Source organism: Enterobacter sp. UNJFSC 003 (assembly GCF_036903355.1).
Classification (GTDB): Bacteria; Pseudomonadota; Gammaproteobacteria; order Enterobacterales; family Enterobacteriaceae; genus Enterobacter.
In genome coordinates this window covers 1,050,644-1,064,128 of the sequence record NZ_JBAKHK010000001.1, presented here as the reverse complement: position 1 = coordinate 1,064,128, position 13,485 = coordinate 1,050,644, and the positions used below count along the sequence as shown (strand labels likewise).

The window sequence follows — 13,485 nt, the reverse complement described above, 5'->3', positions numbered from 1 at the left end:
GGGGCCACATGCGCGAAAGTGCTTTTTTAATTGCGCGTGCTGCGCTGCATGATACCGAGCGCACAGAGCATCAAAACCAGCCCGGCGATAAGCGTGAGTGTTGCCATCGCCATGCCTTGCCCGACGGAGCCTTGCTCAAACTGACGCCAGATAAATACCGAAACCGTCTGCGTGCCCGCAGGCGCCAGCAGCAAAGACGTTACCAGCTCACGCGAGGCAATTGCGAACACCATCAACATGGCCGCCAGCAAGGCTGGCGATACCAACGGCATGACGATGAACCGTAAAGCCTGAAACGCCGATGCGCCGTGAACCCGCGCGGCAGGTTCGAGATTGCCGCCAAGCTGGCGCAGCGCGCTGCCGACGTATCGCACCGGCCACGGAAGTAAAAGGCAGCAATAGGAAAGCAGCAAAATAACCCAGCTATTGTAGGGCGAGACCGGCCAGAACGACCGGTTCCACAGCAGGATCAGCCCGACACCAACCACGATGCCCGGTAACGCTGCGGGCATCAGTGATAGCGCGTCCAGTACGCCGCGCCCTTTTATCTTCTGCACCACGACCAGCCATGAGACCAACAGCCCCACGAACCCGGTTATACAGGCTGCCCCCACGGCCAGAGACAAACTGGTCCCGAGCGCTAAAAGCGCGTCGCCGTGTTGACTGAACAGCGCAGCGTAATGTGACAACGTCACGTTTTGAAACGTAACGCCACCGGATAAAGTGCCCAATACGCCGGACAGCGCCATCGATAAACCGGGCAACACCACGGCGATGGCCCCCACCGCTGCCATCGCTGTCACAATCGGCAGCGTCCAGCCCCCCGCGTCTGCCCCGGTGTTTTCAGTGGGTTTACCCGTCACGCTGGTGACGTCGTGATGACCGGTCAGCTTTTTCTGTAGCCCCCAGGCGCTGAGGGCAATCGCCACTAAAACCACGGAGAGCAGTGCGGCTCCGGAGAGATCGACCGGCCAGTCGGCCAGTTTCTTTTCGATATCGGTCGTCAGCATTAAGACGCCCGCTCGCGTGCCCAGAGCTGCCGGAACGCCGAACTCTTCAATCGCCAACGTAAACGCCAGCAGCATTCCCGCCGCCAGCGACGGAGAGAGCATCGGCAGCGTAATGTACCAAAACGCCCTCCCCGCGCTGGCGCCGTGGACGCGGGCGACCCGCGCCAGACGTTGCCCGCTCGCCAGCAGGCTGCGCGAGACGGCAAAATAGACCACCGGGAATATGTTCATCGCCATGACCAGCACAATGCCAGTTTTGCTAAACAGCAGATCGTTAAGGTTAATACCGGTTAACTGTTGCAGATAACCGTTGGTTTGCAGTACCAGCATCCACGACAGTGCAGCAATATAAGGCGGCGTTAAAAAGGGGATCAGAAACAGCAGATCCCACAGACGCGGGAGCGGAAGATGTAACAGGCCGCGCGCCACGCCAAGAGGAAAACCGAGTAGCGCACTCACCAGCGCAACGCCGATCCCCACCTGGAGCGTCCCCCCAAGCAGAGTGGGCAACTGCGGTTCAGCGAACAGGACGGGAAATCCGCTAAATGCGCCCGTCAGCTCGCCTGCGCTGAACGGGGGAAATACCGCCTGCAGCGCGATAAACGACAGCGGAAGCGCCACCAGAACCACCAGCAGCGCCAGCGTCATTGCGGATAATAGTCGTTGATTCACGAAACAATCCTGAAGGCGGGGCTGCCCCCGTCAGATGAATTACAAAGAGAAAATGGCATTAAAACGCTTGAGGATATCGCTGCGCGTGCTGGCGCCATCGCTTTTGGTTGGCAGCACGTTCAGCGCATTAAGCAATGGACGCTTCGCCTTCACGTCACCGCGTACGGGCATCAGCCACGCGTCAGCGACCATCGTTTGACCTTCCTCAGAGAGTACGTAATCGACAAAGGCTTTTGCCTCATCGGCATGCCGGGTAGATTTGAGAATCATCATTGGACGCGGGGCAATCACCGTACCGCTGGCCGGGAAGATCACCTTCAGGGACTCACCCTGACTGATGTTGCCGTAGGAGACATAGTCCACCGCGCCAAACACCGCCGCTTTCGCGCCCTGCATGACCGGCGTCACCGCCTGAGCATTCGGGCCACTGACCACCATGCCGTTCTTTTTCAGCGCATCAAAGAGCGCCCAGGCTTTGTCACCCATGCCATTTTGCAGCCCGATCAGCAAATCCAGCGAGGCGCCGGATAGCGCCGGATCGGGGGTTGTGACTTTGTCTTTATACGCATTCGTTGTCAGATCCTGCCACTCTTTCGGCTCCGGCGTGCCGCTTTTAGTGTTCCAGACAATCCCCAGCGCCGAGACGCCCTGCGCGACATAATCAGCGGATTTCAGATCGGCAGGGACGTTCTCTGCATTGGCGCTCTGGTAGGGCAGCAGCCAGCCGCGAGTATGCAAATCTTCCGCCGTATCCCATGACGCAGAAATTAAAACGTCTGCCTGCGGATTAGCCTGTTCAGCCTCCAGACGCGCCATCACCTTGCCGGTGGTCGCCTGGAAGATATCCACCTTTATGCCGGTTTGTTTTTCGAAGCCGCTTGCCAGATTTTTGGCCAGCGATCCCGGCCCCGCGGTGTATACCGTCAGCGCATGGGCGCTGGGCATCATAACGGACGATAATGCCATTGCGAGCAGAACGCCTTTTTTCACAGACAGCGTGGCTTTCATACAAACTCCCCTGAGGATGAAATCAAACGATCGGCAGCAACGCTGCCGGCAGATAAATGCACGATGCGATCGGCCAGGATTTCAGCCTCCCGGCGATCGTGGGTAACGTACACAGCGGTTGTCCGGAGCTGGCGCAACAGGCTGGCCATCTCCTGACACAGTGATTCACGCAGTTCGCTATCGAGGTTGGAGAGCGGCTCGTCAAAAAGCAGAACGCGGGGTTCGGCGACAATCGCCCGGGCCAGCGCCACGCGCTGTTGCTGCCCGCCCGACAGCCCTGCGGGCTTGCGGTCGGCAAACGCCGTTAGCCCGACGCGAGAAAGCGCCTGCGCCACGCGGACATCGCGTTCCTGGCGAGGGATATTGCGCATTTTCAGCGGGAAGGCCACGTTCTGTGCCACCGTCATATGCGGCCAGAGAGCATAGTCCTGGAAGACCATGCCGATATCACGTGCCTCCGGCGGTAGCGACCAGTCCGCTTTCGCGACCTGGCGATCGCCGAAGCGTATTTCGCCCCCTGCAGGGTGAGTTAAGCCTGCCAGCAGCCGTAATAGCGTACTTTTTCCGCAGCCTGATGGCCCCAGCAGTGCAACCACGCTGCCAGCATCAATGTGCAGATCGATGTGATTCAAAACGGTGTTCGCGCCAAAAGCGTACGTCACGCTTTTGAGCGTTATGGAGGTCATCAACGTGTTATCCTCTTTGGGATTTACTGTCCGCCACTGTAGGGAGCGAACGTGACGAAACCATGACGCTCACGTTGCGTCTTGATTTCTCGTCCGCTTCAGGCGTTTACTGCCGGAAGACTTATTGAGAGGAATTTGTTTATGAGCGCGTTTCGTCCCGTTGAGTTAAAGCACGCCAGTCGACTGTTGAATCATGGCCCTACGGTGTTAATAACCAGCCGGGATGAGTCTATTGACCGTCGTAACGTGATGGCTGCGGCCTGGTCTATGCCGGTCGAGTTTGAACCGCCGCGGATCGCGATCGTGGTAGACAAAAGCGCCTGGTCGCGGGAGTTAATTGAGCGCAGCGGCAAATTTGGCATCGTTATCCCGGGCGTGGCGGCCGCCAACTGGACTTACGCTGTCGGCAGCGTGAGCGGTCGCGATGAAGATAAATTTAACTGCTATGGGATCCCAGTTGTGAGGGGCCCCGAGCTGGGTTTACCCGTGATTGAAGAGAAATGCCTGGCGTGGATGGAGTGTCGGCTATTGCCGATGACCGCGGCGGCAGAGAAATACGATACCCTCTTCGGCGAAGTCGTGTCCGCGGCTGCGGATGAGCGCGCGTTTGTCGCCGGGCGCTGGCAGTTTGACGAGGATAAGCTCAATACGCTGCATCATTTGGGGGCCGGAACATTTGTGACGAGCGGAAAGAGAGTGAAGGCACCGGATTGAAAGAAAAAAGGGGGAGTGAACACGCATGTCCACTCCCCCATTTTGGCAAACCACGCTATCAACGATTACCTGGCACGCCGCGCAATAATCTCCTCCGCGACATTTCGCGGTGCTTCAGCGAAATGGTGGAACTCCATGGTATAAGTCGCGCGCCCCTGCGACATCGAACGCAGCGTGGTGGCATAACCAAACATCTCGGCCAGCGGGACGTCGGCGCGAATAATCTGGCTACCATACTGCTCCTCCATGCCCTGCACCATCCCGCGACGAGAAGAGAGATCGCCCATAATGTTTCCGGCGTACTCTTCCGGCGTTTCCACCTCGACGTGCATCATCGGCTCAAGGATCGCCGGATCGGCTTTACGTATGCCGTCCTTAAAACCAAGAATTGCCGCCATGCGGAATGCCATTTCCGAGGAGTCAACGTCGTGGTACGAACCAAAGGTCAGGGTCGCTTTCACATCGACAACCGGATAACCCGCCAGCACGCCGGTGTTCATGGCTTCGCGCAGCCCTTTTTCCACGGAGGGAATGTACTCGCGCGGCACCACGCCGCCCTTGGTGGCATCTTCAAACGTAAAGCCACTGCCAGGCTCTGACGGCTCAAAACTCAATACCACATGTCCGTACTGCCCTTTACCACCGGACTGCCGGACAAATTTGCCTTCGATATCCTTTACCGCGCGACGAATGGTTTCGCGGTAAGTGACCTGCGGGCGACCGATGTTCGCCTCCACGCCGAATTCACGCTTCATGCGGTCGACGATAATTTCCAGATGCAACTCGCCCATCCCGGAAATAATCGTCTGGCCGGACTCTTCGTCAGTGTGCAGACGGAACGACGGATCTTCCGCCGCCAGTCGTTGCAACGCGATACCCATTTTTTCCTGATCCGCCTTGGTTTTCGGCTCAATCGCCAATGAAATGACCGGGTCAGGAAATTCCATGCGTTCAAGCGTAATGACCGCGTTCGGGTCGGTCAGCGTGTCGCCGGTGGTCACATCTTTCAGGCCCACGCAGGCAGCAATATCCCCCGCGCGCAGTTCATCCACTTCATGACGATCGTTGGCATGCATTAACACGATGCGCCCGATGCGCTCTTTCTTCCCTTTTACCGGGTTATACACCGCGTCGCCTTTTCTCAGCACGCCTGAATAAACGCGGATAAAGGTCAGTTGCCCAACGTAGGGATCGCTCATCAGCTTGAATGCCAGCGCGGAGAACGGCTCGTCGTCGCTTGGGTGACGCTCCGCGTGCTGCCCTTTTTCATCAATACCGTCAATGGCAGGCACGTCCAGCGGCGACGGCATCAGCTCAATCACCGCATCGAGCATGCGCTGCACGCCTTTGTTTTTAAAGGCACTGCCGCACAGCATCGGCTGAATTTCACCGGAAATGGTGCGGATTCGCAAACCCTTGATGATATCGGCTTCATCAAGATCGCCCGTCTCCAGATAACTATCCATGAGTGCTTCGCTGGCTTCTGCCGCAGCAGAGACCATTTTTTCCCGCCACGCCTGCGCGATACTCATCAGATCGTCAGGCACCGGCGCATAGCTAAACGCCATGCCCTGCGTTGCATCGTCCCACAGGATGGTGCGCATCTTGATCAGATCCACAACGCCGGTGAAGTGCTCTTCTGCGCCAACCGGGATCACAATCGGTACCGGATTGGCCTTCAGACGCTCCTGCATCATCCGCACTACGCGAAAGAAATCGGCACCCGGGCGGTCCATTTTATTGACGAACGCCAGGCGCGGAACATGGTATTTATTGGCCTGACGCCAGACGGTTTCCGACTGCGGCTGCACGCCGCCCACGGAGTCATACACCATCACGGCGCCGTCGAGCACGCGCATAGACCGTTCCACTTCAATGGTGAAATCCACGTGCCCCGGGGTGTCGATGATGTTAATCCGATGCGGTTCAAACCCTCTGTCCATACCCGGCCAGAAGCAGCTCACCGCGGCGGATGTGATGGTAATCCCGCGCTCTTGCTCCTGCGCCATCCAGTCAGTTGTTGCCGCGCCATCGTGTACTTCACCTAATTTGTGGCTCATCCCGGTATAAAACAGGATGCGCTCCGTGGTGGTTGTTTTACCGGCATCGATATGCGCGGAGATACCGATGTTGCGATAACGTTCGAGGGGGATGGGTCGGGGCATGATATTTCCTTAGTCATTAAGACTGCATTGTGACGACCAGGATGGTCGCGTATTCGTTCGTTTGCTATAATAGTCCTATTGTACGAGTATTATCGAACTATTTTTTAACGGTTGGCCTATTGTTGATATAGCTCAATCTGACCATTTACGCAGGCGTCACGCAGGAAAACCATGACCCCCAATCACCCAGAACCTGAACAAATACTGTTAGAAAACGTGCTGTTTGCCCTCGGCAACCCGCTGCGGCTGGCGATTATCCGCAGGCTGGCCGACGGCAGTGAACTGAGCTGCAATACGCTACGCCCGGACGATGTGGTGAAGTCGACCATGACCCACCACTGGCGCGTGCTGCGCGACAGCGGCGTGATCTGGCAGCGCCCGCAGGGGCGTGAAAATCTCATTTCGTTGCGAAGAGAGGATCTGGACGCCCGCTTTCCCGGGCTGATGGCGATACTTTTGCAGGCGAAATCATAAGGACAAGCCTGCGTTGCTTGCCCTGCGCTACCGTCCTGCATTCACCCCTTCAGCCAGCGACCGCAGCGTCGCTTTGAGCCAGTTCGTTACGCTTCGCTGGCCGCTGCGCTTATGCGAGTAGATCTTCACCTCAAACCGATGAATGTCGAACGGCAGCGCAAAAATCTTGATATTCGCGGCCGGCATCAACTTTTCGGCGGCGAATCGAGGAAGCGCCATCAGCAGATCGCTTTCTGCAACAATGAACGGCGCGCTGAGCATTGACGGGGTTTTGATCGCAATTTGTCGGGCATAACCCATGCGTTCAAGCTGTAAATCCAGAACCCCCTGCTTCTCATTCCACGGCGTAACCACCAGGTGCCGGGCGGCGAGATACTCTTCCAGCGTCAGCTGCGTGCGGTCCGTGTTGCTGATGACGACATACTCATCTTCGAACCAGCCGATCTCTTCCAGCTCCGGATACCGGATATCCTCTGACGTGCTGAATCCCAACGCCAGATCCACTTCACCGGCCAGTAATTCCGTCAGCGCCGGGCTGTGCGGCAAATAGCGTAACTCAATGCGCAGGCCCGGCGCGGTATGCTGCAGCGTGTGCATGAGCGCAGGGAAAATGCAAAACGCGGTGAAGTCGGTTATCGCGATCTGCAAACACGCCGTACTCACCGCGGCGTCAAACTCCGGCTGCGGCGACAGCTCCTGATTGAGGAATTTGAGTGCAGATGCAATAGCGGGCGCAAGCTGAGTGGCATACACGCTGGGACACATTCGGTGGCCTTCGCGAAAAAATAGCGGATCGTTAAGGGAAATACGCAGCCGTGACAGGGCGTGGCTGAGCGCCGACGTGCTCATCGCCAGTTCATCCGCAGCCAGGCGAACGGAGCTGTGACGATAAATAGCGTCAAAAACAGGGAGAAGGTTTAAATCAAGGCGCCTTAATGCTGGATGCATAATATTCATCATGGGTTGATTTCATTGCACTTAATTCTTCTGACATTACCCTTTATGCTTAGCCCCATCAACCTCAAGCAGCGACAACAGGAAAACGAATGAGCATCACAATTCGTCAGGCACGACCAGAAGATGCCACGGCAATTTACGATATGATTTATGAGCTCGCCGTGTATGAAAAAGCGCCAGAAGAAGTGGTTACCACACCGGACGAGATCCGAGAAACGCTCTTTGGTGCTGAAAGTAAAACCGAAGCACTTATCGCCGAATTAGATGGCAACGTCGTGGGGTATGCCGTTTTCTTCACCAGTTATTCCACATGGCTGGGTCGCAACGGTATTTATATGGAAGATTTGTATGTGTCCCCTGAATATCGCAGTAAAGGGGCGGGAAAGGCATTGCTGAAAACTATCGCGCAGTGTGCAGTGAGCCGCAATTGCGGCCGCCTGGAATGGAGCGTTCTTGACTGGAACCAGCCAGCCATTGATTTTTACCTGAGCATCGGCGCTTTGCCGCAGTCAGAATGGATACGCTATCGTCTTGATGGGGAAGCATTACGGGCATTTGCTGAAGAGTAATGCCATTGCATGAAAAACACCCCGTCACTCTTTAAGGGGCGTGATATCAATTACCGTATTTATCTTACGTGCATCCGATATTCAATCATTCCGCTTTTTTTGGAAGGCGGGCACTTCGGTGCCTATATCCGCAAGATGCGCGGTGTTTATGTGGCTCGTCGCGACAGGCTGGCTGCCCTCATGGACGCCTATCTTTCTGATTACGTTGTCTGCGTCAAGCCTGCGGGCGGAATGCAGATGCCTTGTCACCTCAGGCTCGGGATATCAGAGCAAGAGATTGCGGTTGCCGCCCACCGTGCTGGTATTGATCTCCTGGGACTTACCGATTTATATGCGGGCAGCCCAGCGTCCACCGGTTTTTTAATGGGATTTGCCGCGTACACGGAGAGGGAAATAGAAGACGCGGTAAAACAGCTGGCCGCTATTTTTCGCCTTCTTTGATGCTGACAGTGGGTAGCCTATATACGGGGATCCGCCGCGTCGTCTTCGTGAGCGTATCAAACACCTCGGTCTCCGACGTCACGATCCTCACACCCGTTTTTCTTAACCTTTGCACATCCGCCGCGATGCGTTGAATGCCAAACCAGAACAGCCCGTCCAGTGCCGTGACGGCCAGCCCGTTTTCCAGCGCCAGCTTGAGGCGTTCTCGCGGGGCCTTAACCTGCTGGGCAATGTGCCGGAAAGGCACTTCGCTCCCCCCTTCGCTATCGCTTCGCTGGATGCGCGTCTTCAGCTGGTAGGTAAATTCGTCGGGGATGCCGTCGAGATTCATTTTAAGGCTATAGACGCAGCCGAACCGCTTTCCATTGAAGAGAACATTTTTCTGGCTGAGCTGAAGCTCATTCCTGATACCGTCAATTAACTGCGGCGCGCGGGTGAGAAGTAACCTGAAGGGAAGCTCAAAGCTTGTTACGTAATCCACATTCAGCAGCGCGAGCCGTAAGCGATCTTCTGCACCAGACTGCTGCTCGCGACACTCGTCCAGTACCTCAGCCCACTGGCGCGTCAGACGCTCCGGCTCCGCGGCTTCCGTCAGGAGATATTTTTCAATCTGATAATCGACTCTTCCGGTCATGCTGTTGTATCCCGTCACTGTGGATGTGGCGATTCTATCCAGAGACGGTGTTTTTATAAAGAGGGGACTTTTCCGGAGGGAATCGCCGAGTAACGTTCACCCCTTACCCGGCGGCCAGCAAATCTTACATTGAATACCCGGGCTTCTTAATCAGCGCGTCCAGCTTCGGGCCGATCTCGGTGTCCCAGACCTGCGCTTTCCAGTCCTCGGGCTGAACCTGATTCAGCGCCACGGAAACAGAACTGTCTTTACTGTCAAAATGACGAATAATCACCTTCGCGATGTCCTCCGCCAGGGCGGTTTTTTGTTCGTCGTTCAGATCGCGGGGAAAACATTTAATGTCTACGTGTGGCATATGCAGGCTTCCTGTTGTGAGTTAGGGTTCCACGTTATCAGATAATGCCGTTAGCCTTTAACACCTTGTGCAGTTCTGGCAGCTGGCACATCTTGTCCGCAATTGCCGTGAACTTCGGCGCATTTGCCAGAAACCATTCCTGCCGGGGTCCCCAGGTCCGCGCAACCACAATGTACACGTCCAGCAATGTCAGCTGTTCACCCAATGCGTACGGGGTCGCTTTGAGCTGGCTATCGAACCACAGGTAGAGCGATTTACGGTATTCGATACAGCTTTTCTTCAGCTGTTCCGGCGCGTCGGGTACCCAACGTTCGGGATAATCCGCATAAGTAAAGGTGGGATAGACGTTGGCAACAAACCAGATGAGCAGGCGCTGAAACTGCTGGCGCTCTACCCGTCCCACGGGCGGGGCGAGATCCGGGCATTGGTCGAGCACCATCAGGGCGATCGCCGCGGTTTCGGTCATGATGACGCCATTCTCTCGCTCCAGCGTCGGCACCTGACACAGCGGATTGCGCTTTTGCAGCTGCGCCCGCTGCGGGCCGGGTTGGTCAAACCCGTCCACGTTGATAAATTGATAAGGGATACGGGCCAGGGTCAGCATCACTTCACTGATAGTCGAGCCCCAGCCGGGTACGCCATAGAGTTTGATCATGTTGCCCCCTCAGGGATCAAAACCCTAAGTGTAGAGCATCAGTAGGTAATCCCTGGCGGGTTAACCTCCGATTGCGCCACCGCTTCGCCCTGCTCTCCCCAGCGTGCCAGCACCTTCTGATACTCCCCGCGCGTAATCGCACCGTTCAGCGCGGCCTGTAAGGCATACACCAGCGCGTTGCCCTTTTTGGTGGTCGTGGCAACGTAGGCCTTCTTCGGCCCCAGGCCCACAACGCGCGTTTTACCCGTCAGTGCGGCTTTATAGGCGGACACAGACTGCGGTCCAAAGAAGACGTCCGCCCTGCCGGACTGAATGTACAAATTACCGGAGGCATCGTCCGTCAGATAGACGGGCAGCGCGGGCGCCCGCCCGGCCTTTTTGTTCTCTTCATTCCAGCCCAGCAGAATGCGTTCCTGATTGGTTCCCGAGCCGACAATCACCTTTTTACCCGCCAGATCGTCAGCGCTTTTGATCGTCTGAACATCGCTGGTGGACTTCACCGAAAACGCCAGAGAATCGACGCGATAGGTCGCAAAATCAAACTTCTCTTTGCGCTGCTCGGTCACGGCGATGTTCACCAGCGCCACGTCATAGCGCCCGGAGCTGATCCCCAGCGGCCAGTCTTCCCACGCCGTGGGCACCAGCTTCAGCTTTAGCCCCAGGCTGCCCGCCAGTAAACGCGCAATGTCCGGATCGCTGCCTATGCGCGTGCGGTTATCGCTGGCAAGCAGCGCCAGCGGCGGCGAGTTAAGGGCCGAAATCGCCACCGTGAGCGTTCCCGGCTCAACAAAGGTGTAGTTCGCGGGGATCTTCGCCACCGCCTGCGGATCGACCATTACCGGCAGCGGCTGTTCATTGGCTTTCAAATCAATACTGGCATGGCTTGCCGCGGTAAACACCAGGCCCGCCAGAAGTCCATATTTCATCTGCGCTCCTTACAGCACTTTTGACAGGAACTGTCGCGTTCGGGCGTGCGACGGGCGATTCAGTACCTCGTCACTGCTGCCCTGCTCTACAATTTTGCCGTCAACCATAAACACCACCTGATCCGCCACTTCCCGGGCGAAGCCAATCTCGTGCGTGACCACCACCAGCGTGGTGCCGGAGCGGGCAAGTTTTTTAATCACGTCCAGCACTTCACCGACCAGCTCCGGGTCGAGCGCGGACGTTGGCTCATCAAACAGCATCACCCGCGGACGCAAAGCCAGCGCGCGGGCAATCGCAATGCGCTGCTGCTGTCCGCCGGAGAGATGGCGTGACCAGGCATCGGCTTTGTCCCGCAGTCCAACCACGTCCAACAGGCTATAGGCCCTGTCGATAGCCTCTTTACGACTGAGTTTTTTATGGGCGATAGGGGCTTCAATCAGGTTTTCCAGCACCGTCAAATGCGGAAAGAGATTAAAGTTCTGGAACACGTAGCCCACGTTGACGCGCTGCTTAAGGATCTCTTTTTCTTTTAGCTCAAAGAGCTTGTCGCCCTGTCGGCGGTAGCCAATGTAATCCCCGTCAATCTGAATAAACCCTTCGTCAACGCGCTCCAGGTGGTTAATGGTGCGCAGCAGCGTGGACTTACCGGATCCGGACGGGCCGAGGATCACCGTCACGGAGCCTGGCGGGATCTCCAGCGAGACGTTGTCCAGCGCTTTATGGCGACCAAAGAACTTGCTGACGCCGGTAATGGAAATATGTCCTTCAGGAGAGGCTTGCATGAACGGGCTCCTGCGTTTGCGTGGTGGATACGGTGCGCTTACGGCTGGCAACGCGATGCTGATTCACCGCCGAGCGACGCTCGCTGCGCGCCAGGCCGCGCTCAACTAAATGCTGAATAGCGGACAAGACGGTCGTAATCACCAGATACCACACGGCACCCACCATCAGCAGCGGGATCACCTCCTGCGTGCGGTTGTAGATCATCTGTATGGTGTAGAACAGCTCCGGCATCGCCAGCACGTACACCATCGCCGTGCCTTTCGCGAGGCTAATGATTTCGTTAAACCCGGACGGCAGAATGGTTCGCAGCGCCTGCGGCAGGATGATGCGCAGAGTACGACGCCAGGCGGGCAAACCCAGCGCGGCGGCCGCTTCGTACTGCCCGTGATCCACCCCAAGGAAGCCCCCGCGGATGATCTCTGCGGTATAGGCGCTCTGCACCAGCGTCAGCCCAACGACCGCGGTCGAGAACTGCCCCAACACGTTGATGGTTTGAAAGCTGCCCCAGGTGATATCGGTAAAAGGTACGCCGAGGGAGAGCGTGTCGTAGAGATAGGAGAAGTTGTACAAAACGATCAGCACGACGATCAGCGGCAGCGATCGAAACAGCCAGATATAGCCCCAGGCCAGGCTACTCAACAGCCACGACGAAGACAGCCGCGCCAGCGCCAGCATGCCGCCAATCACCACGCTCAACGCCGTGCCAATCAGCGTCAGCAACAGCGTTTGCCCGACCCCTTCAAGGATCACAGGATCAAAGAACCAGCGCGCAAACACCGCCCACTCCCAGCGCGGGTTAAAGGCTACGGACTGAATGACAACCGCCAGTACAAACAGGGCCGCCGCCGCGCCGACGGCACGCAGCGGATAACGTGCCGGGACCACCTTAATGGTTTCAACGTTGCTCATCGTCGTTCCTCATGCAGTTTTACTGAACGCTTCGCGTACCAGCGTTTTGGTGAACCGTAGCCGACCATCGAACGGCGGCTGGCTGTACTCTTCCGGATCCCGGTTCAGATCGAACTGCGGTTGATACCCCTGGCTGAGATAGAGCCTGACCGCCTCCGGCTGACGAAAGCCGGTGGTGAGGTAAATTTGGCTGTAGCCCGCCAGCACGGCCCGACGTTCAAGCTCCTGTACCATCCGGCCAGCAAGCCCCTGCTGGCGCAGGGATTTATCGGTCCAGATACGCTTGATTTCAGCCGTGCGCTCGTCGAAAGGTTTGTATGCGCCGGTGGCAATAATCTTGCCGTCACGTTCCAGCGCGATAAACAGCCCCTGCGGTGCGAGGTACCATTCCGTCAATTCCACTTCTGCGTCTTTCGAAAAGAAGTCCCCGTAGCGGGCGGCGTACTCACCGAACAACCCTTCGATAATGGGCTGAAGATCGGCATCTTCCGGCGAAACGTCACGAAATTGTTCGCTCATACTGCCT

16 protein-coding genes are annotated in these 13,485 nt (G+C 56.9%); 4 read left to right on the top strand and 12 right to left on the bottom strand.

The window, feature by feature from the left end:
• Positions 1-26 precede the first annotated feature (26 nt).
• Genes V5P19_RS04985 through V5P19_RS04975 form a run of 3 tightly spaced genes read right to left on the bottom strand, consistent with a single transcriptional unit; the run spans position 27 to position 3,376 of the window.
• On the bottom strand, positions 27-1,682 hold the full coding sequence (locus tag V5P19_RS04985) for an iron ABC transporter permease (protein WP_334400685.1): 1,656 nt from the start codon (positions 1,680-1,682) through the stop codon (positions 27-29).
• A 39-nt stretch (positions 1,683-1,721) separates the two neighbouring features.
• Positions 1,722-2,690, bottom strand: coding sequence for an ABC transporter substrate-binding protein (locus V5P19_RS04980; protein ID WP_334400683.1), 969 nt, complete (start codon positions 2,688-2,690; stop codon positions 1,722-1,724).
• On the bottom strand, positions 2,687-3,376 hold the full coding sequence (locus V5P19_RS04975) for an ABC transporter ATP-binding protein (protein WP_334401156.1): 690 nt from the start codon (positions 3,374-3,376) through the stop codon (positions 2,687-2,689). Before V5P19_RS04975 ends, V5P19_RS04980 begins: the two co-directional genes overlap by 4 nt.
• 141 nt (positions 3,377-3,517) lie before the next feature.
• Here V5P19_RS04975 and V5P19_RS04970 point away from each other — a divergent pair, with 141 nt between their 5' ends.
• Positions 3,518-4,090, top strand: a complete 573-nt coding sequence (locus V5P19_RS04970) for a flavin reductase family protein (protein WP_334400681.1) — start codon at positions 3,518-3,520, stop codon at positions 4,088-4,090.
• 65 nt (positions 4,091-4,155) lie between these two features.
• Here V5P19_RS04970 and fusA read toward each other — a convergent pair whose 3' ends face one another.
• Positions 4,156-6,255, bottom strand: a complete 2,100-nt coding sequence (gene fusA, locus V5P19_RS04965; protein WP_334400679.1) for an elongation factor G — start codon at positions 6,253-6,255, stop codon at positions 4,156-4,158.
• A 171-nt stretch (positions 6,256-6,426) separates the two neighbouring features.
• Between fusA and V5P19_RS04960 the strand changes: the two genes are divergently transcribed.
• Entirely contained in the window at positions 6,427-6,729 is a 303-nt protein-coding gene (locus V5P19_RS04960; RefSeq protein ID WP_334400677.1) for a helix-turn-helix domain-containing protein, read from the top strand.
• A gap of 27 nt (positions 6,730-6,756) precedes the next feature.
• Here the strand turns inward: V5P19_RS04960 and V5P19_RS04955 are convergent, their stop codons facing one another.
• On the bottom strand, positions 6,757-7,689 hold the full coding sequence (locus V5P19_RS04955) for a LysR family transcriptional regulator (protein WP_334400675.1): 933 nt from the start codon (positions 7,687-7,689) through the stop codon (positions 6,757-6,759).
• Between the two features lie 86 nt (positions 7,690-7,775).
• Between V5P19_RS04955 and V5P19_RS04950 the strand changes: the two genes are divergently transcribed.
• Together V5P19_RS04950 and V5P19_RS04945 are read left to right on the top strand one after the other, a co-directional pair.
• A complete protein-coding gene (locus tag V5P19_RS04950) occupies positions 7,776-8,255 on the top strand; it encodes a GNAT family N-acetyltransferase (RefSeq protein ID WP_334400673.1) in 480 nt (159 codons plus the stop codon).
• A gap of 9 nt (positions 8,256-8,264) precedes the next feature.
• On the top strand, positions 8,265-8,696 hold the full coding sequence (locus V5P19_RS04945; protein ID WP_334400671.1) for a hypothetical protein: 432 nt from the start codon (positions 8,265-8,267) through the stop codon (positions 8,694-8,696).
• Here the strand turns inward: V5P19_RS04945 and V5P19_RS04940 are convergent.
• From V5P19_RS04940 to V5P19_RS04910, 7 genes are all read right to left on the bottom strand, one after another.
• Positions 8,677-9,330, bottom strand: a complete 654-nt coding sequence (locus tag V5P19_RS04940) for a DNA-binding protein (RefSeq protein ID WP_334400669.1) — start codon at positions 9,328-9,330, stop codon at positions 8,677-8,679. The genes V5P19_RS04945 and V5P19_RS04940 overlap by 20 nt on opposite strands.
• Before the next feature lie 124 nt (positions 9,331-9,454).
• Positions 9,455-9,685: a tautomerase PptA gene (gene pptA, locus V5P19_RS04935; RefSeq protein ID WP_334400667.1), complete on the bottom strand. Its 231-nt coding sequence runs from the start codon at positions 9,683-9,685 to the stop codon at positions 9,455-9,457.
• A gap of 37 nt (positions 9,686-9,722) precedes the next feature.
• Positions 9,723-10,340, bottom strand: coding sequence for a glutathione S-transferase family protein (locus V5P19_RS04930; RefSeq protein WP_334400665.1), 618 nt, complete (start codon positions 10,338-10,340; stop codon positions 9,723-9,725).
• A 38-nt stretch (positions 10,341-10,378) separates the two neighbouring features.
• On the bottom strand, positions 10,379-11,266 hold the full coding sequence (locus V5P19_RS04925) for an ABC transporter substrate-binding protein (protein WP_334400663.1): 888 nt from the start codon (positions 11,264-11,266) through the stop codon (positions 10,379-10,381).
• 9 nt (positions 11,267-11,275) lie between these two features.
• Positions 11,276-12,049: an amino acid ABC transporter ATP-binding protein gene (locus V5P19_RS04920; protein WP_334400661.1), complete on the bottom strand. Its 774-nt coding sequence runs from the start codon at positions 12,047-12,049 to the stop codon at positions 11,276-11,278.
• A complete protein-coding gene (locus V5P19_RS04915; protein WP_334400659.1) occupies positions 12,033-12,959 on the bottom strand; it encodes an amino acid ABC transporter permease in 927 nt (308 codons plus the stop codon). Before V5P19_RS04915 ends, V5P19_RS04920 begins: the two co-directional genes overlap by 17 nt.
• 9 nt (positions 12,960-12,968) lie before the next feature.
• A complete protein-coding gene (locus V5P19_RS04910) occupies positions 12,969-13,478 on the bottom strand; it encodes a GNAT family N-acetyltransferase (RefSeq protein WP_334400657.1) in 510 nt (169 codons plus the stop codon).
• Between the last annotated feature and the right edge of the window lie 7 nt (positions 13,479-13,485).